26 protein-coding genes are annotated in these 24,701 nt (G+C 69.9%); 13 read left to right on the top strand and 13 right to left on the bottom strand.

The annotated features are described in order from the left end of the window. Window positions 1-60: 60 nt before the first annotated feature. The gene (locus G6039_RS02925; protein WP_043799227.1) at window positions 61-1,065 is read right to left on the bottom strand and encodes an AraC family transcriptional regulator; all 1,005 of its coding nucleotides are present in this window, start codon (window positions 1,063-1,065) and stop codon (window positions 61-63) included. A gap of 131 nt (window positions 1,066-1,196) precedes the next feature. Here G6039_RS02925 and G6039_RS02930 point away from each other — a divergent pair, with 131 nt between their 5' ends. Beyond that, window positions 1,197-2,411 (top strand): cytochrome P450, encoded by a 1,215-nt coding sequence (locus tag G6039_RS02930; RefSeq protein ID WP_029542310.1) that lies wholly within the window; start codon window positions 1,197-1,199, stop codon window positions 2,409-2,411. Between the two features lie 2 nt (window positions 2,412-2,413). After that, window positions 2,414-3,442 carry an NADH:ubiquinone reductase (Na(+)-transporting) subunit F gene (locus G6039_RS02935; RefSeq protein ID WP_006933887.1) on the top strand — a complete coding sequence of 343 codons (1,029 nt, stop codon included), beginning with the start codon at window positions 2,414-2,416 and terminating at the stop codon, window positions 3,440-3,442. 54 nt (window positions 3,443-3,496) lie between these two features. Here G6039_RS02935 and G6039_RS02940 read toward each other — a convergent pair whose 3' ends face one another. Further along, window positions 3,497-4,519, bottom strand: a complete 1,023-nt coding sequence (locus G6039_RS02940; RefSeq protein WP_006933888.1) for an AraC family transcriptional regulator — start codon at window positions 4,517-4,519, stop codon at window positions 3,497-3,499. Between the two features lie 237 nt (window positions 4,520-4,756). Here G6039_RS02940 and G6039_RS02945 point away from each other — a divergent pair, with 237 nt between their 5' ends. Next, window positions 4,757-6,319, top strand: a complete 1,563-nt coding sequence (locus tag G6039_RS02945; RefSeq protein ID WP_043799290.1) for a 4-hydroxyphenylacetate 3-hydroxylase family protein — start codon at window positions 4,757-4,759, stop codon at window positions 6,317-6,319. A gap of 28 nt (window positions 6,320-6,347) precedes the next feature. Next, window positions 6,348-6,878 (top strand): NADH-dependent flavin reductase, encoded by a 531-nt coding sequence (gene nphA / locus G6039_RS02950; protein WP_006933892.1) that lies wholly within the window; start codon window positions 6,348-6,350, stop codon window positions 6,876-6,878. A gap of 121 nt (window positions 6,879-6,999) precedes the next feature. Here nphA and G6039_RS02955 read toward each other — a convergent pair whose 3' ends face one another. The 5 genes from G6039_RS02955 to G6039_RS02975 all read right to left on the bottom strand — a co-directional run bounded on the left by G6039_RS02955 (window position 7,000) and on the right by G6039_RS02975 (window position 11,853). After that, window positions 7,000-7,428 (bottom strand): tautomerase family protein, encoded by a 429-nt coding sequence (locus G6039_RS02955; RefSeq protein WP_043799228.1) that lies wholly within the window; start codon window positions 7,426-7,428, stop codon window positions 7,000-7,002. Window positions 7,429-7,493: 65 nt separating this feature from the next. Next, window positions 7,494-8,246 (bottom strand): SDR family NAD(P)-dependent oxidoreductase, encoded by a 753-nt coding sequence (locus G6039_RS02960; RefSeq protein WP_006933896.1) that lies wholly within the window; start codon window positions 8,244-8,246, stop codon window positions 7,494-7,496. Between the two features lie 164 nt (window positions 8,247-8,410). After that, entirely contained in the window at window positions 8,411-9,889 is a 1,479-nt protein-coding gene (locus G6039_RS02965) for an aldehyde dehydrogenase (protein WP_043799230.1), read from the bottom strand. A gap of 15 nt (window positions 9,890-9,904) precedes the next feature. After that, window positions 9,905-10,978, bottom strand: coding sequence for a 4-hydroxy-2-oxovalerate aldolase (gene dmpG, locus G6039_RS02970; RefSeq protein WP_006933900.1), 1,074 nt, complete (start codon window positions 10,976-10,978; stop codon window positions 9,905-9,907). Next, window positions 10,975-11,853 carry an acetaldehyde dehydrogenase (acetylating) gene (locus G6039_RS02975; RefSeq protein WP_029542312.1) on the bottom strand — a complete coding sequence of 293 codons (879 nt, stop codon included), beginning with the start codon at window positions 11,851-11,853 and terminating at the stop codon, window positions 10,975-10,977. Before G6039_RS02975 ends, dmpG begins: the two co-directional genes overlap by 4 nt. 221 nt (window positions 11,854-12,074) lie before the next feature. On the opposite strand from G6039_RS02975, the gene G6039_RS02980 reads away from it, so the two are divergent. Further along, window positions 12,075-13,169, top strand: coding sequence for a VOC family protein (locus G6039_RS02980; protein WP_006933903.1), 1,095 nt, complete (start codon window positions 12,075-12,077; stop codon window positions 13,167-13,169). 75 nt (window positions 13,170-13,244) lie between these two features. Here G6039_RS02980 and G6039_RS02985 read toward each other — a convergent pair whose 3' ends face one another. After that, the gene (locus tag G6039_RS02985) at window positions 13,245-14,174 is read right to left on the bottom strand and encodes a sigma-70 family RNA polymerase sigma factor (protein WP_006933904.1); all 930 of its coding nucleotides are present in this window, start codon (window positions 14,172-14,174) and stop codon (window positions 13,245-13,247) included. A gap of 75 nt (window positions 14,175-14,249) precedes the next feature. On the opposite strand from G6039_RS02985, the gene G6039_RS02990 reads away from it, so the two are divergent. The 3 genes from G6039_RS02990 to G6039_RS03000 all read left to right on the top strand — a co-directional run bounded on the left by G6039_RS02990 (window position 14,250) and on the right by G6039_RS03000 (window position 15,715). After that, window positions 14,250-14,705 (top strand): carboxymuconolactone decarboxylase family protein, encoded by a 456-nt coding sequence (locus G6039_RS02990; protein WP_043799232.1) that lies wholly within the window; start codon window positions 14,250-14,252, stop codon window positions 14,703-14,705. A gap of 106 nt (window positions 14,706-14,811) precedes the next feature. After that, window positions 14,812-15,201, top strand: coding sequence for a hypothetical protein (locus tag G6039_RS02995; RefSeq protein WP_006933908.1), 390 nt, complete (start codon window positions 14,812-14,814; stop codon window positions 15,199-15,201). A 91-nt stretch (window positions 15,202-15,292) separates the two neighbouring features. After that, the gene (locus tag G6039_RS03000) at window positions 15,293-15,715 is read left to right on the top strand and encodes a hypothetical protein (RefSeq protein ID WP_006933911.1); all 423 of its coding nucleotides are present in this window, start codon (window positions 15,293-15,295) and stop codon (window positions 15,713-15,715) included. Window positions 15,716-15,811: 96 nt separating this feature from the next. Here the strand turns inward: G6039_RS03000 and G6039_RS03005 are convergent, their stop codons facing one another. Further along, a complete protein-coding gene (locus G6039_RS03005) occupies window positions 15,812-17,509 on the bottom strand; it encodes a fumarate hydratase (protein ID WP_029542320.1) in 1,698 nt (565 codons plus the stop codon). A gap of 292 nt (window positions 17,510-17,801) precedes the next feature. Between G6039_RS03005 and G6039_RS03010 the strand changes: the two genes are divergently transcribed. Both G6039_RS03010 and G6039_RS03015 read left to right on the top strand, forming a co-directional pair. Then, a complete protein-coding gene (locus G6039_RS03010; RefSeq protein WP_029542322.1) occupies window positions 17,802-18,557 on the top strand; it encodes a CPBP family intramembrane glutamic endopeptidase in 756 nt (251 codons plus the stop codon). A 35-nt stretch (window positions 18,558-18,592) separates the two neighbouring features. Continuing rightward, window positions 18,593-19,117: a 2'-5' RNA ligase family protein gene (locus G6039_RS03015; RefSeq protein ID WP_006933916.1), complete on the top strand. Its 525-nt coding sequence runs from the start codon at window positions 18,593-18,595 to the stop codon at window positions 19,115-19,117. A gap of 10 nt (window positions 19,118-19,127) precedes the next feature. On the opposite strand, the gene G6039_RS03020 is transcribed toward G6039_RS03015, so the two are convergent. Together G6039_RS03020 and G6039_RS03025 are read right to left on the bottom strand one after the other, a co-directional pair. Next, window positions 19,128-19,343 carry a hypothetical protein gene (locus G6039_RS03020; protein ID WP_006933918.1) on the bottom strand — a complete coding sequence of 72 codons (216 nt, stop codon included), beginning with the start codon at window positions 19,341-19,343 and terminating at the stop codon, window positions 19,128-19,130. Window positions 19,344-19,433: 90 nt separating this feature from the next. After that, on the bottom strand, window positions 19,434-20,225 hold the full coding sequence (locus G6039_RS03025) for a helix-turn-helix domain-containing protein (RefSeq protein WP_006933920.1): 792 nt from the start codon (window positions 20,223-20,225) through the stop codon (window positions 19,434-19,436). Between the two features lie 128 nt (window positions 20,226-20,353). On the opposite strand from G6039_RS03025, the gene G6039_RS03030 reads away from it, so the two are divergent. Next, window positions 20,354-20,689 carry a DUF1330 domain-containing protein gene (locus G6039_RS03030; RefSeq protein WP_029542324.1) on the top strand — a complete coding sequence of 112 codons (336 nt, stop codon included), beginning with the start codon at window positions 20,354-20,356 and terminating at the stop codon, window positions 20,687-20,689. A 12-nt stretch (window positions 20,690-20,701) separates the two neighbouring features. Here G6039_RS03030 and G6039_RS03035 read toward each other — a convergent pair whose 3' ends face one another. Beyond that, entirely contained in the window at window positions 20,702-21,268 is a 567-nt protein-coding gene (locus G6039_RS03035) for a mismatch-specific DNA-glycosylase (RefSeq protein WP_043799234.1), read from the bottom strand. Between the two features lie 156 nt (window positions 21,269-21,424). Between G6039_RS03035 and G6039_RS03040 the strand changes: the two genes are divergently transcribed. Together G6039_RS03040 and G6039_RS03045 are read left to right on the top strand one after the other, a co-directional pair. Beyond that, a complete protein-coding gene (locus G6039_RS03040; RefSeq protein WP_006933925.1) occupies window positions 21,425-22,369 on the top strand; it encodes a restriction endonuclease in 945 nt (314 codons plus the stop codon). Window positions 22,370-22,493: 124 nt separating this feature from the next. Continuing rightward, window positions 22,494-23,216, top strand: coding sequence for a DUF1906 domain-containing protein (locus tag G6039_RS03045; RefSeq protein ID WP_006933927.1), 723 nt, complete (start codon window positions 22,494-22,496; stop codon window positions 23,214-23,216). On the opposite strand, the gene G6039_RS03050 is transcribed toward G6039_RS03045, so the two are convergent. Continuing rightward, on the bottom strand, window positions 23,203-24,630 hold the full coding sequence (locus G6039_RS03050) for an MFS transporter (RefSeq protein ID WP_006933931.1): 1,428 nt from the start codon (window positions 24,628-24,630) through the stop codon (window positions 23,203-23,205). The genes G6039_RS03045 and G6039_RS03050 overlap by 14 nt on opposite strands. Window positions 24,631-24,701: the final 71 nt, after the last annotated feature.

A 24,701-nucleotide genomic window follows, 5' to 3' on the forward strand; every position in this document is an offset into this window, starting at 1 on the left:
GACGAACGGTTCTCGCGGGACTGCGGACGCGCGGTGCACGCGGTCCGCCCGTCCCGGCGACTATCGTACGGCTCGACCGAGCCGGAAATGCGCGGGGCTGGAGCCGAACTGCCGACGGAAGGCACGGCTGAAGTGGGACACGTCCCGGAAGCCGACCAGGCCGCTGATCTCGGTGACCGTGAGGTCGGTTTCCGACAGCAGGGCACGCGCGCGTCCGAGGCGTACCTGGTACAGCCAGGTGCGGGGGGTGGTTCCCGCCGTGCTGAACAACTTGTGGATGTACCGCACGGACATTCCGAGTTCCGCGCCGACATCGGCGAGCGTGTGGTCGGGGTCTCGGAGATACCGGACCATGGTGCTCTGCACTTTGCGAAGGTCGTCCGCGTGGATCCGCTTCGTGGCGCTCAACGGGGGCGACTGTTCACCGATCGCGCTCACGAGCAGATCCAGCGCCGCGGCCGCAACGGTTGCCGAAGAGCCCTGCGACAAGGGGGTATCGGCGGTGGCGACCTCGACGAGGAACCGGGACACGAACCGTCCGATTCCGGACTGTCCGGAAATGCCCTGGCCTGTCACGCTGTTCATGAGCTCGACAGGAAGGCGGGAGGTCAGCTGCTCACGCGGCGTGCGCAGCACGATCTGCTCGAATTCGGTTGTGGCGTCGACGACGAACGGTGCCGACGAGTCGACGATGCCGAAGGCGCCGTCGGTGAGGGTCGCCGACCGGGTCCCCTGCGTCAGGATCGCGGAACCGCGCGTGATCAAGCACAGCAGGTAGTCGTCGTTCGGATCCGAGGTGATCATCGACGGTGTCCGCACCACCGCGTGCGGATCGGCATGCACCACACTGACGGTCATCTCCCCGAGCGGGCGCGCGACCAGATCCGCCGCGAAACGGTCGTGCGTCTGCGGCCAGTCGACGTCCATCTCGCAGTAGGTCGTCTCGAGCGTGTCCGTCCACCGGGCACGACCTTCGGTGGACTCCAGTTCGCGCGTGCTCAGCGCCAATCTCCGGCCGGACGCCGCGGTGCACGGGGAGTCATCCTTCGGTGCACTGTCGGTCATGTTCCCGCTCACCTCCGCCTTCTAGTGTTCCAGATCACAGGAACTCGGCGGGCGGACGATACCGCGGGACACCCCGTCTGCGCGACCCCGGCCGTCATCTCCGGATGAGCCCACGACAGGAGAGCGACATCATGACCACCACCCATACCTGGATCGACGAGATCACCATGGAGGAACTCGACCGCGACCCGAATCCGATCTACGAGCGGCTGCGCCGGGAGGCGCCGGTCGCCTACGTCCCGGCGATCGGGATGCACGTGGTGGCCACGAGGGAGCTGTGCCTGCAGATCACCCAGGACTCCGAGACGTGGTCCACGGTGATCGCCCCCTCGGGCGGGCGGACGTTCGGGACCGGAACCGTGCTCGACTCCAACGGCGAGCGGCACCGCAAGCTGCGCGAATGGATCGATCCGCAACTCCGGCCCGCCGCGGTCGACTCCTACGTGGAAGCGCTGGTCCGGCCGCAGGCGCGGAGCATCCTCGAACGGATCGAGGAACTCGGGGCCGTGGACATCCAGGAGGCCTATTTCGCTCCGGTCAGCGTCCGTGCGGTCGGTGACCTGATGGGTCTGCGGAACGTCCCCTCGGAGACGCTCGTGCGGTGGTTCCAGACGCTCGCGCTGTCGTACGGCAACGCCGAGGTCGACGAGAACGGCGAGTTCGCCCATGCCGAGCCCTTCGAGGCCGGAGACCGGATCAAGGAGGAGATCGTCGCCACCGTCGATCCGTTGCTCGACCACTGGACCCGCAATCCCGACCACACGTTGATCTCGCACTGGTTGCACGACGGAATGCCGGAGGGGCAGGTGCGGGAGCGGTCGGAAATCTACCCGAACATCTACGTCTTCCTGCTCGGTGCGCTGCAGGAGCCCGGTCACGTCATGACGACGACACTGGCGGGCCTGCTGCAGCATCCCGACCAGCTCGAGCGCGTCGTCGACGATCCGGATCTCCTCCCGCGGGCGGTCAACGAGGGCGCGCGCTGGGTAGCGCCGATCTGGAGCGCCGCCGTCAAGGTCGCGAACCGGGAGGTCACGGTCGGCGGCGTCGACCTGCCCGCGGGTACGCCGGTCATACTCGCGTACGGCTCGGCCAACCGCGACGAGACGGTGTGGGCGAACCCGGACGCCTACGACGTGGACCGGCCGGTCATGCCGCACCTCGCCTTCGGCGCCGGCAAGCACGCCTGTGCCGGCACCTACCTCGGGACCGCGATCGTCCGGATCGCCCTCGAGGAGTTGTTCGAGACGATCCCGAACATCGAACCCGACCCCGACCGCACCCCGAGCTTCTGGGGCTGGACCTTCCGCGGCCCGCAGGGCCTGCACGTCCGATGGGAGGTGTAGTCGTGAGCCACTCGGTGACCGTTTCCGGGCAGGACGGGGCCTTTCCCGGCGCGCCCGACCGTTCGGTACTCGAGTCCGCACTGCGGGCGAACCGCTGGTTGCCGCACGCGTGCTCGCAGGGCACCTGCGGGACCTGCAAGATCAGGGTGCTGTGCGGCGAGGTGGACCACGGCCGGCCCGACGAGACCATCCTGAGCGAGGCGGAGCGCGCGTCCGGGCTCACACTCGCCTGTCAGGCGACACCTCGCACCGATCTGACCGTCGCGCCGTTGAACGACGTGCCCCCGGACGGGCCGAGGCATCCCTTGCGCGACCACGCCGGCACCGTGCTCGAGCTGGCCGACATCGCACGGTGCACCCGCCGGCTCGTCGTGGAGCTGGACGAGCCGATGGAGTTCTCCGCCGGTCAGTACGCCGAGCTGATCGTGCCGGGTTCCGTTGTGGCGCGTCAGTACTCGATGGCCAATCCGCCCTCCGAGTCGCGCCGGCTCGAGTTCCACATCAAGCGGGTCGATGGAGGGCTCGCGACGGAGGGGTGGATCTTCGGCTCGCTTCGGCCGGGAGACCGGATCGGGCTGCGCGGGCCGCTGGGGCAGTTCGCCCTGGTTCGTCCCCAGGAAGAACCGGCCATTCTGGTCGGCGGCGGAACGGGGCTTGCCCCCTTGAAGTCGATTGTGCGCCATGCACTCTCCAACGATCTTGTCCCGAGCATCGACCTGTACCACGGAGGGCGCGGGCAGGCGGATCTGTACGACGTGGACTTCTTCCGGGCTCTCGAGGCCGCCGATCCCCGATTCCGCTACCACCCTGTACTCAGCGAGGAGCAGTGGGACGGCGCCACCGGCGTGGTCACCGACGCCGTGCTCGACGACTTCGCCAGTTGCAAGGGGCGCAGCGCATACCTGTGCGGGCCACCCGCCATGGTCACCGCGGCGGTCAAGGCGCTCAAACGGCGTCGCATGGCGCCCCGGTTGATCTTCAAGGAGGAGTTCACCGTCGGCAGCGCGCCGCCGGTGATGTCGCCGGTGTGACCGGTTCCGCGGCCGGGTGTTCGGGTTCAGCCCGAGCACCCGGCCGGTCGTCGTTCAGTGTCGGTGCCCCGGTTCGCGGCCGGCGCGTTCCTTCCGATACTGGCCGGGGCTCGCGCCGAAGGCGGCGCGGAACGTCCTGCTGAAGTGGGAGACGTCCCGGAAGCCCGCGCATTCGCTGACCTCGGCGACGGACATCTCGGTCGTCAGCAGGTACTTCCGCGCGCGCTCGAGCCGTGCCTGATACAGCCATGCGCGCGGAGTGGTGCCCGCTGCGCTGAAGAGCTTCTGGACGTTGCGCAACGACATCCCGGCGTCGGCGGCGACGTCCGGAAGCGTGAGCTCGGGATCGTGCAGCTTCTGTTCGATGACCCGCTGGACGCGGGTGAGATCTTCCGTGCGGTGCAATTGGGCGGCACCGGTCGCGACAGTGCCTTCGGTGAGGGCGGTGACCAGCATGTCGACGGCCGAGGAGGCGAACGACACGGCGGCCCCCCGCGAGATGGGGGCATTCATCGACGCGATGTCGACGAAGAAACGACCGACCAGTCCGCCCGGCCCGGTCTCGCCGCAGATCGTGCGGGCCGTGCCGTGTTCGACGATCCGCCCCGGCAGGCGCGAGGTGAGCAGTTCACGAGGAGACCGCACGACGATCTGCCGGAACGGCGCGGGGGAGTGGAAGACGAACGGGGTGGCGCAGTCGAGCAATGCGAACGACCCTCGCTCGACCGTCGTGGTCCGGCCCGACTGCTGCACCTCGACGTGGCCCTCGGTCACGATGCACACGAGATAGCCTGCACCGGAGTCGGAGTCGACCATCGCGGGCGAGCGGACCACCGTGTGGGCGTCGGCCCGGATCGTGCTGACGTGCAGATCGCCGAACGGCCGGCCGCCCCATTCCGCGTCGAAGTGACGTCGTGGGTTCGGCCACGCGACGTCCATCTCGCAGTACAGCTGCCCCAGCGTGCTCGCCCATCGGGTGTGCCCCTCGCTCGTGTCCAGCTCCTGCGTCCGCAGGGAAACGATGCCGGGGGCCGCTCCGTTGCGCGCAGAGTCACCCGTTTGTTCGCGCTCAGCCATGTTCCACCACACCTCCGCCTTCTAGTGTTACAGATCACAGGAACGTGGCGCCCGGAACGATATCCCAACCCCCGGCCCCGCGCGACCACCGAGGACGGTTACCGAAGCGCGCCAGCGTGATCGGTGCCGGGATCCTCCGAAGTCGGCGGATACGGCCGGGCCGGGTCGACGCCCGTCGTGCCGTTCCCCACCCGAGCCGATTCCTGCACCACACCCCCGAGACCAGGAGTGAAGACCATGACGACCACATCGATCCTGGGCGACGCCGTCGGAGCGCCCAACACCGTCCGGCCCATGACCGGCGACGAGTACATCGAGTCGCTCCGCGACGGTCGTGAGGTGTACTTCCGTGGCGAGCGGGTCGACGATGTCACCACACATCCGGCCTTCCGCAATTCGGTCCGGTCGGTGGCCCGGATGTACGACGCGATGCACAAGCCGGAAGCGAAGGGCATCCTGTCGGTGCCGACCGACACCGGTAACGGAGGATTCACCCATCCGTTCTTCAAGACGGCGCACAGTGCCGACGATCTGCTCCTCGCTCGTGATGCGATCGCCACCTGGCAGCGCGAGGTGTACGGCTGGCTGGGCCGCTCGCCCGACTACAAGGCGTCGTTCCTCGGCACCCTCGGAGCCAACGCGGAGTTCTACGGGGAGTACCAGGACAACGCGAAGCGGTGGTACAAGGAAGCACAGGAACGCGTGATCTACATGAACCACGCGATCGTGAACCCCCCGATCGACCGCGACAAGCCCGCCGACGAGACCGCCGACATCTGCGTGCACGTGGTGGAGGAAACCGACGCGGGCCTGATCGTGTCCGGCGCCAAGGTGGTGGCGACCGGGTCGGCGATCACCAACGCCAACTTCATCGCGCACTACGGCCTGCCGCTCCGCAAGAAGGAGTTCGGCCTGATCTTCACCGTCCCGATGGATTCGCCGGGCCTGAAGCTGTTCTGCCGTACGTCCTACGAGATGAACGCCGCCGTCATGGGTACGCCGTTCGACTACCCGCTCTCGAGCCGATTCGACGAGAACGACGCCATCATGGTGTTCGACCGGGTGCTGGTGCCGTGGGAGAACGTCTTCGCCTACGACACCGAGACGACCAACGGGTTCGTGATGAAGTCGGGCTTCATGTCTCGCTTCATGTTCCACGGTTGCGCCCGTCTCGCCGTGAAGCTGGACTTCATCGCCGGCTGTGTGATGAAGGCGGTGGAGATGACCGGCTCGGCCGGATTCCGCGGCGTGCAGATGCAGATCGGCGAGATCCTCAACTGGCGTGACATGTTCTGGGGACTGTCCGACGCGATGGCGAAGACGCCCGATCCGTGGGTCAACGGTGCCGTGCAACCGAACCTCAACTACGGTCTCGCCTACCGCACCTTCATGGGCGTCGGCTACCCGCGGATCAAGGAGATCATCCAGCAGACCCTCGGCAGCGGCCTGATCTACCTGAATTCGCATGCGAGCGACTGGGGTAACCCCGAGATCCGGCCGTACCTCGACCAGTACGTTCGCGGGTCGAACGGCATCGTGGCCATCGATCGTGTCAAGCTGCTCAAGCTGCTCTGGGATGCCGTCGGTACCGAGTTCGGCGGCCGGCACGAGCTGTACGAGCGCAACTACGGCGGCGACCACGAGGCCGTGCGCTTCCAGACGCTGTTCGCCTACCAGGCTCAGGGCCTGGACAACCAGCTCAAGGGCTTCGCCGAGCAGTGCATGTCCGAATACGACATCGACGGCTGGACGCGCCCGGATCTGATCAACAACGACGATCTGAAGATCGTCCGTAGCTGAACGGGGCGCAGCGATGAGGAGCACGGTCATGACCGACACCGCCCGGGGATCCGATCTCGACGTCACGCCTCTGCACATGCGTAAGGCCCTCGGCCGGTTCGCCAGCGGCGTCACCATCGTCACCACCGCCGAGTCCGAGGACGAGGCCTCGGTGCACGGAATGACCGCCAACGCGTTCACCTCCGTGTCGCTCGATCCGCCGCTCGTGCTCGTATCGATCGCCAACCGCGCCAAGATGAACGAGCGGATCCGCGAGGCGGGGCGGTACGGCGTTTCGATCCTCGCCGGGGACCAGGAACCGTTGTCCCTGCACTTCGCCGGCGCGGCGAACCAGCCGGATCTGGTTCGGTTCGTGTGGCGCAAGGGCGTGCCTCTCCTCGAAGGTGCACTGGTTCACCTCGCGTGCACCGTGGTCGATTCGCATCCCGCGGGTGACCACACCCTGCACGTGGGCCGGGTGGAGCGGCTCTGGTACGACGACGGGCACCCGCTGGTGTTCTACACCGGCACCTTCCGGTCGCTCGAGTTGCAGGGCAGGGACGAACCCTGGGGGTTCTGATCGAGCAGGGCGGGGTGGCCGCGGCGGGCGTCGCGGTCACCCCGCCTCTCGAACCCCCGAGCGAATGTGCCGTTGTGTCGGATAGATCGACGTAACGGCACATTCGCTCATGCCCCGCTGATCACCGCGCCGGCTGTGCGGCCGCCGCGCGCGCCGTGATCTCGCCGGCGCGCGTGGCAGCGGCCGGGTTGCCTGCGATGGACCAGTTCACCGGATCGACTTCGACGATCTGTCCGCGCACCAAATCTCGCTGTGCCCTAAGGATCTCGACGATCAGATCGGTGAATCGCGCCGCCAGCTCCTGGCGCTGCTCGATCGGGCGTCCGGCGAGGACGATCGCGGTGAAGTAGGGGGCCGGGGTGCCGCCGTCGGCGATCACCGTCCCGGCCGTCGCGGCGTCGTCCGGGTCGTACCGGACGACGAACGCCCGCACTCGCTCGATCGGGGAGTCGAGGACCTCCGCGTAGCAGCGGCTCGCGTCGGCGAGCAGCCGACGTCGTTGCTCGGCAGTGTAGGCGCCGTCGACGAGATGGAAGTGTGCAACGGGCATGGCCGCTCCTTTGTGACGTTTTGGGGTACAGATCTAGTGGACGCCGTGACTATTGGACTCCGTGACTATTGGACTCCGTGCCGGGTCCCGCCGTCGACGGTGAGGACGCTTCCGTGCAGCACGGCGGCCTCGGGGGCGAGCAGCATCTCCAGAGTCCAGCCGATCTCGTCGAGGGTCGGTAGCCGGCCGAGCGTGGTCTTGGCGCGGTAGCGGTTCCAGATCTCGCCGGGGTCGCGGCCGGTCTCGGCGGCTTCGGTCTCGACGAACTTCCGCAGCCGTGGCGTGTCGACAGGCCCCGGCGCGATGGTGTGGGTGGTGACGCCCTTCGGGCCGTACAGCGCGCTGAGCTGGCGCATGAGGTTGAAGACCGCGGCGTTCACCGTCCCCGGCCCGGCGTCGAGCGGGCCGGGTTCGAGTCCGAGCGACCCGGCGATCGTCACGAAACGCGAACCCGGCACCAGGTGGTCGCGGACGGCGTGCAGCAGCCGCACCAGCCCGCCGACCTTGATGTTCGCGCCGACCGCGAAGTCTCCCGGCGCGATGGTGTCGGCCGAGCCGCGCACCGGAAGTCCGGCCGCGAACACGGCCATCCGCACCGGTGCGTCGACGTGGGCGGCGATCGCCTCGATCGCGCTGTCGTCGGCGATGTCGGCGACGCACGGGACGATCAGGTCGTCCGAGGCCGCCAGCTTGTCGAGGTCGTCGGCGTTGCGGGCGACGGCGATCACGCGAAGGCCGCGACGGGCCAGGCGCCGGGTGAACTCGGTACCCATCGCACCGGTCGCGCCGACGACGACACACACTGAGGACGAAGTCATACCTGTGCTCCCTCTTGCCGTTGTGGAACGCCCGGACGACCCGCGCAGTAGCGGGACGGGCGATTGGTCGTTCGGCCGCGATCGACGCGCCGAACAGAAATCCGCCCACGCAAATGCCGTGGGCGGATTCCGGTCTGCGGAGCGAATCCGATTCTCCGGCCGTTTCAGCCGCGCAATCGGAGGGTGACCGCGCGGGGTTCGGTGAAGAATTCGCGCGAGTACTGGCCGCCTTCGCGGCCGAGGCCGCTGGCGCCTTCGCCGCCGAACGGCAGGCGCAGGTCGCGTTCGAAGAACGTGTTGATCCACACGGTGCCGGCCTTCCAGCGGGCGGCCATCCGGTGGGCCCGGTCCAGGTTCTGGGTGAACAGCATCCCGGCCAGGCCGTAGGGGGAGTCGTTGGCGATGCGCAGGGCCTCCTGTTCGGTGTCGAAGCCGAGGACGGTCTCGACCGGACCGAAGATCTCCTCGCGTGCGGTGCGGGAGTCGTTGCTCAGCCCGGTGATCACGGTGGGCGGGTAGTAGAAGCCGCCGGCGCGGGCCTGGTCGGTCAGGCGGGCGCCGCCGGTGACGACCTTGCCGCCTTCCTCCTGGGCGAGTTCGACGTAGCCGTGCACCTTGTCGAGGTGGCGTTGCTCGATGAGCGGGCCCAGGAAGTTCGACGGGTCCTTCGGGTCGCCGACGGTGAGCGTGTTCGCCTGCTCGGTGAACCGGGCCAGGAACTCGTCCATGATGCTGTTGTGCACCAGCAGCCGGGACCCGGCCAGGCACACCTGTCCGTTGCCGCCGAAGATCGCGCGGATCGCCATCGGCACGGCGACGTCGAGGTCGGCGTCGGCGAAGACGATGTTCGCGGACTTGCCGCCCATCTCCGCCGAGACCGGGGTGTGGTTGACTGCCGCGGCCTGCAGGATCTTCACGCCCGTCGCGCTCGAGCCGGTGAAGGTGATCCGATCCACCCGCGGATCCGAGGTCAGCGGCCCGGCGACGGCCTCACCGCCGAACCCGTGCACGACGTTGAGCACGCCCTCGGGCAGTCCGGCCTCGAGGGCGAGTTCGGCGAAGCGGTGCGCGGTCAGCGGGGTCTGCGGCGCCGGCTTGAGCACCGCGGTGTTACCGAAGGCCAACGCGGGGGCGATCTTCCAGGTGGCCAGCATCAGGGGTGCGTTCCACGGGCTGATCGCCGAGACCACACCGGCCGGCGGGTAGAGCACGTAGGACAGCAGGTCCCCGTCGGGGTAGGCCTCGTTGGCGGCCATCGCGACGTAGTCGGCGAAGAACCGCAGATTGTGGGCCACGCGGGGGATTTCGGCGTGCAGCGACTGGTTGATGCTCTTGCCGCCGTCGCGGGTCTCGAGCAGGGCGAGTTCCTCGCGGTGGGCGTCGACCGTGTCGGCGACCGCGTGCAGGATCTTCGCGCGCTCCTTCGGGGACAGCAGCGGCCAGGGGCCGTCGTCGAAGGCGGTGCGGGCGGCGGTGATCGCCGCGGCACCGTCCTCGGCGGTGCCCGCGGGCACGACCCCGAGCAGCGCCCCGTCGTGGGGGTCGCGGGACTCGAAGGTGGCCCCGTCCGACGCCGGCTTCCATTCGCCGCCGATCAGGTGCCGGACCTGCGTCACCGACGGCGTGTTCTGGGTCTGTGTCATGGCAGTCTCCCCGGGTCAGACGCCGGCTCGGGCCGGCAGTTCGTAGGTGCGGCCGGCCAGTTCGGAGGCGACATCGACGATCATGTCCTCCTGCCCGCCGATGACGCCGCGGCGGCCGAGCTCGAGCAGGATCTCGCGGGTGGAGAGGCCGAACTTCTTCGCGGCCCGCTTGGTCGGGTGGAAGAACGTCGAGTACACCCCGGCGTAGCCGAGGATCAGGGCGGTCTCGTCGACGATCTGCGGTTCGGTCATCAGCGGGGCGACGACGTGCTCGGCGGTGTCGATCAGCGGGAACAGCTCGACCCCGGTGTCCCAGCCGGCCCGCTCGAACGCGGCGGCGAGCACCTCGGTCTGGGCGTTGCCGGCGCTGGCGCCGAGCCCGCGCAGCGACCCGTCGATGAACGTCGCCCCGTGCTCGGCCGCGGTGAGCGCGTTGGCGATGCCGACCCCGAGATTGTTGTGAGCGTGGAAACCGATGTCGGCGGAGATCGCCTGCCGCAGGGCCGCGACGCGGTCGCCGGCGTGCCGGGGCACCATCGCGCCGGCGGAGTCGACGACGTAGACGACGTCGGCGCCGTAGGAGTCGAGCTTGGCGGCCTGCTCGGCGAGCGGTTCGGGCTCGAGCTTGTGGCTCATCATCAGGAACGTCATCACGTTCAGGCCCTTGTCCTTGGCCCACTCGACGGGCTGCTGGGCGCAGTCGGCCTCGGTGCAGTGCACCGCGACGCGCACGGTCTTGATGCCGGCGTCGATCGCGCCCTGCAGTTCGGCGAGGGTGGCGATGCCCGGGACGTACAGCACCGCGATGTCCGCATCGTCGACGGCGTCGACGGCGGCACGCACGTACTCGGGGTCGGTGGCGGCGGCGAAGCCGTACTGGATCGAGGAGGCACCGAGGCCGATGCCGTGGGCCACCTCGATGGTGGGGATCCCGGCCCGGTCGAGGCCGCGGGCGATGTCGGCGACGTTGCCGGGGGTGAACCGGTGCGAGACCGACGACATGCCGTCGCGCAGGGTGGTGTCGACGAGGGTGACCTTGCGGCGCCCGCCGGGAGTGCCGGGGGTGTGGGTGGTGTCGGTGGTGCTCACTGGGCTGCTCCCTGGACGAGGCTGCGCTGCGCCATGACGTCGGCGACCTGCACGGCGGCGGCGGTGATGATGTCGAGATTTCCGGCGTAGGTGGGCAGGAAGTCGCCGGCGCCGACGACCTCGAGCATGACCGTGACCAGGTCGCCGTCCACATCGACCAGACGCAACGTGTAGCCGGGGACGTACTGCTGCACCTTGGCGACCATCTCGACCACGGCGCGTTCGATCGCGTCCGGGTCGGGGTGGCGGACCTTGGCGTAGACGGTGTCGCGCATGTTCATCGGCGGCTCGGCCGGGTTGATCACCGAGATCGCCTTGGCGCGGTCCGCGCCGGCGACCTGCGCGAGTGCCCGGCCGGTCTTCTCGCTGAATTCGCTGAGGTTCTGGCGGGTGCCCGGGCCGGCGCTGTGCGAGGCGATCGCGGCGACGATCTCCCCGTAGTAGGCGTCCGCGGCCTGGTTGATCGCGTACAGGATCGGGATCGTGGCCTGACCGGCACAGCTGACCATGTTCACGTTCGGTGCGTCGAGGTGTTCGGTGAGATTGACCGCGGGCACGACGTACGGGCCCACCGAGGCGGGCGTCAGGTCGATCGCGGTGATGCCGGCCGCGGCGTACCGGGGTGCGGCCGCGGCGTGCACCCTCGCCGAGGTGGCCTCGAACACCACGTCCGGCAGCTCGGGCCGGGCCAGGAGCCACTCGAGCCCCTCCGCGGACGCCTCGAGGCCCTCCCGCCGGGCCCGCTCGAGTCCCTCGCTGGCCGGATCGATGCCGACCATGTACACCGGCTCGACATGCTCGGACCGCAACAGCTTGTACATCAGGTCCGTCCCGATGTTCCCGGATCCGACGATCGCGGCTTTCAATCGACTCATCTGTGGGCCTTCCCTCCAGTGTCGGGGTGATGCTGCCGACGCTAGGGGCGATCCCCTGGTAGACGGCGGGTGATCCGGCGGTACCGGACACGCCCGGCCGTGATCCGATCGGTGTTCGGCTATCCCGAACAGCGCTGACGGAAGCGCCGGCACCCCCGCAAGCTCGTGACATCCACCACAACCGGAGCAGCAAGCCCGGCCAGCGGAGATCAGGAGTAGCCATGACCGACCCCACTGCCCGTTTCGACATCGCGCACCTCGCCCGTGCCGAACTGTTCACCCCCAGGCCGCAGGAAACCCTCGACTTCTTCACGAAGTTCCTCGGCATGTACGTCACGCATCGGGAGGGGCAGTCCGTCTACCTGCGTGGGTACGAAGACCCGTACCAGTGGAGCCTGAAGGTCACCGAGGCGCCGGAAGCCGGCATGGGCCACGCCGCGCTGCGCGCCAGTTCGCCGGAGGCGCTCGAGCGCCGCGTGGCGTCGCTGAAGCAGGGCAACGTCGAGGGTACGTGGAGCGAGGACCAGTTCGGCTACGGCAAGACCTTCGAGTTCCAGTCCCCGGACGGTCACAACCTGCAGTTGCTGTGGGAGGTGGAGAAGTACGTCGCCCCGCAGGAACTGCAGAGCAAGATCCTCTCGCGGCCGTCGAAGAAGCCGCTGTCGGGGATTCCGGTCAAGCGGATCGACCACCTCAACCTGATGGCCTCGGATGTCACCCCGCTCAAGGACTCGTTCGAGCGGCACCTCGGATTCCGCACCACCGAACGCGTCGTGGACGGCAACGTCGAGATCGGCGCCTGGATGAGCTCGAACCTGCTCGGCCACGAGGTCGCCTGCATGCGGGACATGACCGGCGGCCGCGGCAAGCTCCACCACCTCGCGTTCTACTACGGCACCGGCCAGCACCTTGCCGATGCGGTCGAGATGTTCCGCGACTACGACATCCAGATCGAGGCCGGCCCCGACAAGCACGGGATCACCCAGGGGCAGTTCCTCTACGTGTTCGAGCCGGGCGGCAACCGCATCGAACTGTTCGGCGAGGCCGGTTACCTGCACCTGGATCCGGACGCCGAGACCAAGACCTGGCAGATGTCCGATATCGACACCGGTCTCGCGGTCGGCGGCGCGAAGCTGCCGTGGGAGACGTACTTCACCTACGGCACCCCGAATCCGCTCGCACTCGATCAGCACATCGAGAAGTTCTCGCACTTCGGTCCCGGTGCTCCCGTCGACGACCCGGAGGTGAGTGCCGCGGAACGCGCGGTTCCGGACGAAATCGACCATTCCCGAGCGGTTTCGGGATCCCCGGTCTGAGCCCTGGCCTTCTGCGGGTGCGCACCTCCCGCGCCGGTCTCCGGCGTGCCGCGACGAGAGGTGCGCACCCGCGTGTCAGCCGGCGTCCGGGAACGTCACCTCGAGCGCCGCGAGCTGCCCGGGATCCGACACCACCTCGATCTCGACGATCGCGTCGTCTTCGATCGTGAAGGCGAACACCGTGCGCGGACGGCCGCCCGGCGCCCATGCGGCACCGGGCATTCCGTCGACGAGCACCGTCCGGGCGGCCTGGGCGCGGCCGTCGAAAACCTTTGCGACGCTGTGGGGTCCGTGAAGCTCGTGCGCGAGCGCCGGTGCGCCGTGAGCCGCGCCGGCACGGGCCGTCGCCACGGCGACGTCGTCCGCGCGAAGGACCACGTCCGGATCGAGCAGGGCCAGCAGGTCGTCGAACCGTCCCTCCCGCGACGCGGCGAGGAACGCGTCGACGAGGCGACGGCGGCGCATCAGGTCGGCCCGTGGGGCGGTCGCGCCCTGGATGCGCCGCCGCGCGCGGCTCGCGAGCTGGCGGGTGGCGGCGGGGGAGCGCTCCACGATCGGGGCGATCTCGTCGAACGGGACGGCGAACAGGTCGTGCAGCACGAACGCGAGGCGTTCGGCCGGGGCGAGGGTGTCGAGCACGACGAGCATGGCCACACCGACCGAATCGGCCAGTAGTGCAGCGCTTTCCGGAACGTCGCGCGGGTCCGTCGACCCAGGTTCGGGACGGTCGGGCTGATCGAGGGGGACCTCCCGGCGCGAGCCCCGGGAGCGCAGCATGTCCAGGCACACCCGGCTCACCACCGTCGTCAGCCAGCCTCCCAGGTTGGCGACCTCGTCGGTGCCGGAGCGGTGCAGGCGCAGCCAGGCCTCCTGCACGGCGTCGTCGGCCTCGCTCGCCGAGCCGAGCATGCGGAAGGCCACCGCCCGGAGATGGTCCCGATGTGCCTCGAACTGTTCGGCGGGGAAGGCGCCGCCGGGGTGGGCCGAGAAGTTTCCGTCGCTCATGTCGTCACATTCTGTCGTCGGGATCCGTCATGGCTGTGACGAACGCACGACCCCGGATGTGACAAGGAGACGATCATGAAGGCTCGAATGACGAATCCCGCGCTCGTTCTGCCCGACGCGGTGACGGCGTTGCAGGCACTGGGGAACGCCGCCGACGGTGGCGGGCTGCCGGCGCGCACCACCCACCTCGTGCATCTGCGGGCGAGCCAGATCAACGGATGCAGCGTCTGTGTGGACATGCACCCGCGGCTGGCGAAGAAGGACGGGGAGACCGACAAGCGGCTGTTCGCGGTGGCGGCGTGGCGCGAGGCGCCGTACTTCACCGATGCCGAGCGGGCGGCCCTGGCGCTGACGGAGGCGGTGACCCGGCTCGCGGACCGGCCCGACCCGGTGCCCGACGACGTCTGGGACGAGGCCGACCGCCACTACGACGAGCCGCAACTGGCGGCGCTGATCCTGCAGATCTCGCTGATCAACGTGTGGAACCGGCTCAACGCGACGGTCAAGCAGGTGGCCGGCGCGCAGTGGTGACGACCGCGACGTTGCCCCCCGCCGTATTTTCTGGAATCATTCCAGATAATGCGTCGGAGGGTCGTCGCCCGCGTGGTGACGGCCCCGAACGAAAAGGAGTGCGCTCATGTTCGCCGCCGGCTCCGGTGCCGTCACGCTTCCGTCGATGGTCCTCGGAGGACTGCGGCCGCTCTACCGGCAGATGGCACGCGCCAACGTGCGCACCGTGGGCTTCGTGCACACCGTGGGCGCGAACCGGTTCGAGGTCCGGCTGACCGCGGCGGTGGGTGGACCGACGCTCGACATCCGTTCTCAGGACCGGACGATCGCGTTCACGGTGCCGCTCACGGCGCAGTTCCGGGCGCAGCCGGAACTCGATCCGGGCAGCTACCGGACGCTGTGCGCGATGCTGACGCCGGACGCCGCTCCGGCGGCCGGCACCGTCGTCCGCTTTCTGCAGGGCCTCGTCGCGCAGGCGCCCGCCGTGCTCTCCCGCACGGACACCCCCGCGGCCTGAGGGAGCCCGCCGCGACGGGTTCGGCTGCCGAGACGGTGCCCGGGGGGCATGATCGGATCGGGACCGAACCGTGGTCCGGAGGAGGGTGGCGATGGCGGAGGACGGCGAGACCCGTCGATTCGGACTGCTCGGGTCCGCGATGGAGGAGTTGCTGGAGAGGACCCGCGCCGTGGCGGACGCGGTCGGGTCGATCGGGAGCGACGCCCTCGGCGCGATTCCCGAGCCCCTGTCCGCGCCCGCGAACCGGATGCTCGGCTCTCTTCGGCAGGTGATGGAGCTCGTGCCACCCGTCCTCACCGAGTTCGACGCACTCGTCGAGCAGCTGCACGCGCAGCGAAAATCGGTGCAGGCGCTGCAGGCACAACTGTCGGCGTTCGACCGTCAGTTGGAGGTGGTCGAAAAGTCGCTGGCACCGTTGCAGGGTCTGGCCCATCAGTGGTCCCGTCTGCAGCAGTCGTTGCTCGACTACCCCGCCACCGGCGAACCGAAGAAGTCCGGCCCGTCGGAGGCCTGATCGACCGGATGCGTCGGCTCGTCCGGCGTCGCAGCGTCCCGGTGCGTCCTTCGGGCTGCTGGGACAGCCCAAAGGACGCACCGGCGGCGCAGCCGCCTACAGCCCGGGGCGCTTGCCGATCGTCAGGGTGACCTCGCCGGTGCCGGCGAAGAAATCGTTGCCCTTGTCGTCCACGACGATGAACGCCGGGAAGTCCTCGACCTCGATCTTCCACACCGCTTCCATACCCAGTTCCGGGTATTCGAGAACCTCGACCTTCTTGATGCAGTCGAGTGCGAGGCGCGCGGCCGGCCCGCCGATGGAGCCGAGGTAGAAGCCGCCGTGGTTCTTGCAGGCGTCGGTGACCTGCTGCGAGCGGTTGCCCTTGGCGAGCATGACCATCGAGCCGCCCGCGGCCTGGAACTGCTCGACGTAGGAGTCCATCCGGCCGGCCGTGGTGGGGCCGAACGAACCGGAGGCCATGCCGTCCGGGGTCTTGGCCGGCCCGGCGTAGTACACCGGGTGGTCCTTCAGGTACTGCGGCATTCCCTCGCCGGCGTCGAGGCGTTCCTTGATCTTCGCGTGCGCGATGTCGCGGGCGACGACGAGCGGGCCCGTGAGGGACAGCCGGGTCTTGACGGGGTGCTTGGACAGTTCGGCGAGGATCTCCGGCATCGGCCGCGTCAGGTCGATCTTCACCGCGGCACCCTTGCCGGTGCCCGACACGCCCTCGGTCTCGGCGTCGAGCTGGGCGTCGGTGATCTCGGGCAGGAAGCGGCCCGGGTTGAACTCGAGCTGTTCGAGGAACACGCCCTCCGGGGTGATCTTCGCCTTCGCCTGCCGGTCGGCGGAGCAGGACACGGCCAGCGCCACCGGCAGCGACGCGCCGTGCCGGGGCAGGCGGATGACACGCACGTCGTGGCAGAAGTACTTGCCGCCGAACTGCGCGCCGATCCCGATCTTGCGGGTCAGCTCGAGCACCTGCTCCTCGAGCTCGAGATCGCGGAAGCCGCGGCCGGTGATCGCGCCCTCGTTCGGCAGCTCGTCCAGGTAGTGCGCCGAGGCGTACTTGGCGGTCTTGAGGGCGAACTCGGCGGAGGTGCCGCCGACGACGATCGCGAGATGGTACGGCGGGCACGCGGCGGTGCCGAGCGAGCGGATCTTGGCCTCGAGGAATCGCATCATCGAGTCCGGGTTCAGGATCGCCTTCGTCTCCTGGTACAGGTACGACTTGTTGGCCGATCCGCCGCCCTTGGCCATGAACAGGAACTTGTAGGCGTTCTCGTGGCCGGCCGCCGTGTCGGCGTAGAGCTCGATCTGCGCCGGCAGGTTCGAGCCGGTGTTCTTCTCCTCCCACATGGTGAGGGGAGCGTTCTGCGAGTACCGCAGATTGAGCCGGGTGTACGCGTCGTACACGCCGCGGGCGATGGCTTCCTCGTCGTTGCCGGGACTGAGGACGTGCTGGCCGCGCTTGCCCATGACGATCGCGGTGCCGGTGTCCTGGCACATCGGCAGCACCCCGGCGGCGGCGATGTTGGCGTTCTTCAGGAGATCGAGCGCGACGAACTTGTCGTTGTCCGACGCCTCCGGGTCGTCGAGGATGCTTGCGAGCTGCTTCAGGTGATCCGCGCGCAGGTAGTGCTGGATGTCGTGCAGCGCGGTCTCGGTGAGCAGGCGCAGCGCCTCGGGCTCGACCTGCAGGAAGGTGCGGCCGCCCGGTCCTTCGACGGTGGACACCCCCTCGGTGGTCAGCAGCCGGTACTCGGTGGGGTCTTCCCCGATCGGCAGCAGGTCCTCGTAGAGGAAGTCGGCCATTTCTTCTCCTGAACTGTCCTGGACAGCGGGGCTGATGTTCGCGACAAGGCTAGTCCGGGCGACACGGCGCCCCGACGCCGGGGCGTGTGACGCAATCCGCTCCCGCACCCGTCGTGACCTGCGTCACTACCGAATTCGGCCGTCGCTGTGGCGCCGGTCACGGCCCCGGCGGCACGCGATCCGTACACTGGTATGGATGGTTCGTACGGCACAGGAACGGGTACTCGGAGAGCATCGGGTACCCGGAGGGCACCGCTTCCGACAGACCCGAGAGCGGGAGTTCGAGAACACATTGAGTACCGAGACCGTGCCGACGACGGCACCTGCGCACCGCGGATCGCTTCGCGGCGCCCACGCCTGGCTCGACGTCGCCGTCGTGGTGGTCGTCCTCGTCGCCACCAACCTGATCGCGCACTTCACCACCGTGTGGGCCAGCATCGCGACGGTGCCCATCGCGGCCGTGGTGCTCGTCGCGCTGATGCGCCGCCGGGGCATGCGCTGGTCCGAACTCGGGCTCTCGCCGCGCCACTGGCGGTCCGGTTCGCTCTACGCGCTGGGCGCCGCGGGGATCGTGCTGGCCGTGATCGCTGTCGGCGTGGCGCTGCCCCCGACCCGGCAGTTCTTCCTGTCCGACCGCTACGCCACGATCTCCGGCGCGCTCCTCGCGTCGATGATCGTCATCCCGCTGCAGACGGTCATCCCCGAGGAACTCGCGTTCCGCGGCGTGCTGCACGGCACGCTCGAACGTGTCTCGGGTGCGCGCGGCGTGTTCGCCGCCGGATCGCTGCTGTTCGGCCTGTGGCACATCGCCTCGTCGCTCGGGCTCACGAACGGCAACCGCGGGCTGAGCGGCGTCCTCGGCGGCGGCCTGTGGGGACAGGTGCTGGGCATCGCCGGAGCGGTCGTGGCGACCGCGGCCGCCGGATTCGTCTTCACCTGGCTGCGCCGCCGCAGCGGGAGCCTGATCGCCCCGATCGCCCTGCACTGGTCGCTCAACGGCGCCGGTGCCCTGGCCGCGGCCCTGGTCTGGCACGCCACCCTGAACTGACCGCCGGCGAACCGCCACCGCGGTACCGTGCGCTGATGGCACTCGCGGTCTGCCTGCTCTTCGACGCCGCCGCCCGGCGCGCCCTGCAACAGCTGTGGGCCCGGCTCGAAGATCTCGGTGTGCCGACGCTGCTCACCCATACCCACGGCCGGCACGTGCCGCACCTGTCGTACGCGGTGCTGCGCAGCTACGACGTCGACGACGTGACGGCCGCGCTCGAGGCGCTGCCCGACGGCGGGCCGCTGACCCTCTACTCCGACGGCCTGGGCGCCTTCCGGCGCGGACGGATCTGGCTCGCGCCCGCCCCCACCGCCGACCTCCTGCGGCGCCAGCAGCGTGTGGTCGACACCGTCACCGCCACCGGCGCGGACCTGCACAAGCACTACCGGCCGGGCGTATGGACCCCGCACCTGACCCTCAGCCCCCGCGCACGGCTGGACGACCTGCCGCGGGTGGCCGCGGCCGTCTACGACGTGCTGCCCCTCGCAACGGCCGTGTCCGGCGCGGCACTGATCGACACCACGACGGGGGAGCGCCGTCCGTTGCGGCGGGTCCCGTGACCGACGTCGCTCACTCCTCGGGGTTCTCCACCCACTTGCCGTAGGGCGGGGGCCCCTCGCCCATGATCTGCACTCCGAAGTGCGGGGCGTGCTTCCACACGTAGCCGTGCAGGGTGTGTTCCTCCGACGTCTGCGTGTTGACGAGGACGAGGTCTCCCGTCGCGCGCTCCTCGAGCGAGAACCCGCTCTCCGGGCCCTCGAGTACCCACCACTTCTTCCTGCTCATGATCGATGCCCTCCGGTGCGGGACGGGACAGGTCTCGGGCCGGACGTTACTCCCGAGCGGGCCTTCGCGGCACCGGTTCGCCGATCCGGGTCACCGGCTCCCCAGCAGACGGCGGGTGGTCTCGTCGGCGGGGTAGAACGCCTCGATCGCCAGTTCCGCGACGGTGACGTCCAGCGGCGTGCCGAACAGCGTCGTCGTGCTCAACAGCGACAGCTCGCCGTCGTCGGTGCGCAGCCGCAGCGGCACCACCAGGGCGTGGGCGCCGGCCGGGTCGAGCTCGGCGTCGTGGCCGTCGTCGCACGGGTAGGCGGCCAGTTCGGCGTGCAGCCGTCGCAGCACCGGGTCGCCCGTCGCGGCGAGCTGGTGCCGCAGGCGTGTCAGCAGGTGCGCCCGCCACTGGCCGTGGTTGGCGATGCGCGGCGCCATGCCCTCCGGGTGCAGCGTCACCCGCAGCACGTTCACCGGGGGCTCGAGCAGCCGCGGCGCGCAGCCGTCGAGCAGTCCCACCACGGCGTCGTTGGCGTCGACCATCGTCCAGTGCCGGTCCACCACCAGCGCCGGATACGGCCGGTGCGACGCCAGGATCCGCTCGATCGCGTCGGCCACCGCGGCCATCGGCACGTCCCCGAGTCGGTGCTCCGGATACGCGGGGGCCAGGCCGGCCGCGAGCAGCAGCGAGTTGCGCTCCCGCAGCGGGATGTCGAGCTGATCGGCCAGGCGCAGCAGCATGGTGCGGGTCGGCCGCGACCGGCCGGTCTCGAGGAAGCTCACGTGCCGCGCCGAGACCTCCGCCCGGTTGGCGAGCGCGAGCTGGCTCAGGCCGCGACGCTCGCGCCAGTGCCGCAGCAGCACCCCGACGGGTTCCTCGTGCACGGTGGTCATGCCCGTCACCGTAGGCGCGGAGTGGGAAGGGCGGCCATTACCTGCCGGGTAATCGATTCGGGCACCGGAGCGCGGCAGTCTCGTCGGTGTGCGGCACACCGCCGCCACCGACCGACCGGGAGGACCCCATGACCGCCTACGCGATCGCCCATCTGCGTTCCGTCGACTTCGGCCCCGAGATCGTCCGTTACCTCGAGGAGATCGACGACACCTTCACGCCGTACGGGGGCAGGTTCGTCGTCCACGGCGCCGAACCCGAGGTTCACGAGGGACCGTGGCCCGGCCACGTCGTGGTCGTCGAGTTCCCCGACCTCGAGCAGGCCCGCGCCTGGTACCGGTCGCCGGCCTACCAGGCGATTCTGCCGCTGCGCACCGAGCACTCCGACAGTTCGGCGATCCTCGTCGACGGCGTGCCGCCGGGATACCGGGCGAGGGACTACCTCGCCAAGGTGGGACGCGGCTGATCCGTCCGCGGTTCAGCGCAGGATCCCGGCCGCGCGGGCCGGCGCCGCATACGCCTCGGCGAGGGTGTCCACCGTCTCGTGGGCGTTGAGCCCGCTCGGATTCGGCACCACCCACACCGGCACCCCGCCGAGCGTCTCCGCCTGCAGCCCCGCGACGGCCTTCCGGTGCCCGAACGCCGACCGGTACGCGGTGATGCCGGCGACGGCCACCACCCGCGGCCGGTGCAGCGCCACCACCTCGGCCAGCCGCACCGCCCCGGCCCGCAGTTCCTCGGCCGTGAGCTCGTCCGCGCGGGCCGTGGCGCGCGGCGCGAGATTGGTGATCCCGACGCCCCGCTCGATCAGGTGGGCCCTGTCTTCCTCGCTCATCCCCGAGGTGGGGTCGATGGGCCGGAGCAGGATGCCGGCCCGCAGCAGCGCCGGGTAGAAGCGGTTGCCGGGCCGCGCGAAGTGCGCACCCGTCGCCGCCGTCCACAGGCCCGGGTTGATGCCCACGAACAGCAGTCGGCAGTCCGGCCCGATCAAATCGGGCACCACCGCGTCACGGAAGCGTTCGAGTTCGGCGCGCGTGAATCCCACCCGCCCCACGGTAGCGAGCGGCGCCGCCGGCCCCGGCAGTGCCGGGCCCGGGGAGTGTGGCCGCCATCGCGCCCGCGCCCATCGGCTAGGGTGAAATGCGCGTCGTGGCGGGACCGGACAGCCGCGGCGAGCAGGGCCGAAACGATAGGGGAAGGTGTGCAGCGCCGGAACGTGATCGGTAACCCCGTCGGAGACTCGTCCGGCCGCGAGGTGGCGCTACCGCCGTACACGGATCTGCTGTGGCCCACCCTGCAGGCGCTGATCGGGCTCGGAGGCTCGGCCTCGATCGAGGAGCTCGAGAAGGCCGTCATCGCGCGCGAAGGTCTGTCCGAGGCCGCGCGGTCCGTACTGCACGGCGACGGGCCGGTCACCGAGATCGAGTACCGGGTCGGCTGGGCGCGCACCTACCTCAAGGGCATGGGGCTGCTCGCCAACACCCGTCGCGGCGTGTGGAGCGTCACCGACCGCGGCCGCGCGGTGCAGGAATCCGAGATCAAGCCCCTGCAGGTGGCATACACCGCGGAGAAGCGGCGCAAGCGGCTCGTGCGCAACGCGTCGTCGCGCGCGCAGGTGGTGACCCTCGCGGCCGCCCCCGAGGATCCCGAGCTGTGGCGCGAGCCCGTGCTCGCCGCCGTCGCCGAGCTCCCCGACGAGGGCTTCGAACGGCTCGCCGTCGCGGTGCTCCGCGCCGCCGGCTTCACCACCATCTCGGTGCCCCCGCACGGCGGTCACCTCGACACCGGCTCCGACAACGACGTCGACGTCGAAGGCACCGGCGTGCTGCGGGTGTCGCTACTCGGCTTCTCGGTGTTCTTCCGGTTCCTGCGCGGCCCCGAGCGGGCGGGCGCGGACGTCGTGCGCGAGTTCCGCGCCGCGATGGCCGGTCGCGGGGAGAAGGGTCTGCTCGTCACCACCGGGACGTTCGGCGACGACGCCCGCGCCGAGGCGCACCGGCTCGGCGCGCCGCCCATCGAACTCGTCGACGGCGACGGCCTGTGCGATCTGCTCAAGGAGCACGGTCTCGGGGTCCACACCACGGTGCGCACCGTCGAGGACGTCGCCCTCGTTCCCGCCTTCTTCGCCGAGCTCGGCGGCCGGTAGCCGCGCCGCGTCCCCGTCGCGCGGGCCCCGAATCCCGATGCGCCCGCGCGGGACCCGCGAGTGTGGTGCAATACCGGAAGCTCGACACCCTGTCCGCCGTGCACGCTCGTCCAAGCGAGGTTCGATGGCCATCTCACGTCGGGAACTGTTGCGGTACGCGGCCGTCGGCTCGTGCGCGGCCTGGGTGTCGGCCGTCGCCGCCCCCGGGGTGGCGCACGGCCGGGAGGTGCTCGGCACGATCGTCGACTACTCGGCGGCCGTGCCGTCGCCGTCGTCGATCCGTGCCGCCGGGCACATCGGTGCCATCCGGTACGTCTCGGACCGCCGGCCGGGCGCCGAATGGATGCTGGCCAAGCCGCTGACGGAGTCGGAGGCCGCCGCGCTCGTCGCCGGCGACCTCGAGGTCGTGTCGTGTTATCAGTTCGGCAAGGCCGACACGGCGGACTGGCTCGGCGGATACGACGCCGGGGTCCGGCACGCGACGCGCGGCCTCGAGCTGCATCGGGCGGCCGGGGGACCGGCGGACCGGCCGATCTACGCCTCGGTCGACGACAATCCGTCCGAGCAACAGTTCGCCGACCTGATCGCGCCGTACCTGCAGGGCTGGCACGACGTGCTCGGCGCCGGGAACACCGGCGTGTACGCCAACGGGCCGACCATCTCCTGGGCCCGCGAGGCCGGCCTGGGATCGTTCTACTGGCAACATGATTGGGGCACGGCCGAGGGCTACGTGCATCCCGCGGCGAACCTGCACCAGGTGGGTGGCGGGACGATCGACGGCATCGGCATCGACGTCAACAATGTATTCAGCGCCGACTACGGGCAGTGGTCGCTCACCGCCGGTTGAGCCCGCCGGGCCGCGCCCGGGGAACGGCGGCGGTCAGGGCCAGCGCGACGGCGGAGGCCGCGATCGACAGCAGGAAGGTGGCGCGGAACCCGTCGAGGGCGGGCACCGTGTAGGTGCCGACCGTCGTGGTCATCGCCGCGAGCACCACGCTCACCACCGCCGCGGACGTGGACGTCCCGATCGAACGCATCAGCGTGTTGAGACTGCTCGCGGCGGCGGTCTCGGACAGCGGCACCGCGCCCATGATGAGGGCCGGCATCGCCGCGTACGCCAGGCCGATGCCCGCCCCGATGATCATCCCCGCCACGACGATGTGCCAGATCTCGGTGTACGCGACGTAGACCAGCACGTAGCCGGCGCCCACCACCACGACCCCGCTCGCCAGGGTGACCCGTGGCCCGTGGCTGCCGGTGATCCGCGCGGAGACGGGGGACAGCGCCATCATGACGATCCCGCCCGGCGCGATGAGCACGCCGGCCGTCACCATGGACAGCCCGAATCCGTAGCCCGTCTCGGTGGGGGCCATCAGCAACTGCGGGAACGCGAGCATCTGTCCGTAGATCGCGAATCCGACGGCGACCGACGCGAGGTTGGTCAGCAGCACCGGGCGCCGCGCGGAGATCCGTAGATTCACCAGGGGTCGCGCCGTGCGCAGTTCGTAGTATCCCCACACGAGCGCCGCGCCGGCGGCGCCGGCGAACATGCCCAGGGTCAGGGGATTCGACCAGCCCCAGGTGCCGCCCTTGGTGACGGGCAGGAGCAACAGCGTCAGCGTGACCGAGAGGCCGATCGCGCCGACGACGTCGAACCGGCCGGGGTTGCGGTGGGGCGACTCCGGGATCACCTTCAGCACCATGGCGATGCCCAGCAGGCCGAAGCCGGCGGCGGCGGCGAACAACATGTGCCAGTCGGCGATCTGGGCGATGGCCGCGGCGACGGGGAATCCGACGGCGCCGCCCACCCCGAGGGTGGCGCTGATGGTCGCCATCGCCCCGGCGATCCGCCGGGGCGGCAGTTCGTCGCGCAGGATCGCGATGCCGAGCGGGATCGCGCCGGTCGCCGCGCCCTGCAGGGCGCGGCCGGCGATCATCGGGAGCAGCGACTCGGCGAGGGCGCAGACGAGGGAGCCGGCCACGACCGCACCGAGGCTGACCAGCAGCATGCGCCGCTTGCCGAACATGTCGCCCAGCCGGCCGCTGATGGGGGTGAGGACCGCCGCGGCGAGGAGCGTGGCGGTGACCGCCCATGAGGCGTTCTCCACGGACGTGCCGAGCAGGTGCGGCAGCTGGGGGAGCAGGGGGATGACGAGGGTCTGCATCAACGCGACGACGATCCCGCACAGGGAAAGCACCGCGACGAGACCACGGGGTGCGGGGCGTTCGGCTGTGACCGGAACGGGGGTCTCGACGGCCATGCGCCTCCTCGGGTCCGGGGGCCGCGCGATACGGGCGGGCATGGACGTGATCTACGAGATGTATCAGGTTC

The sequence above is a fragment of the Rhodococcus aetherivorans genome (assembly GCF_011058165.1).
GTDB classification, from domain to species: Bacteria; Actinomycetota; Actinomycetes; order Mycobacteriales; family Mycobacteriaceae; genus Rhodococcus; species Rhodococcus aetherivorans.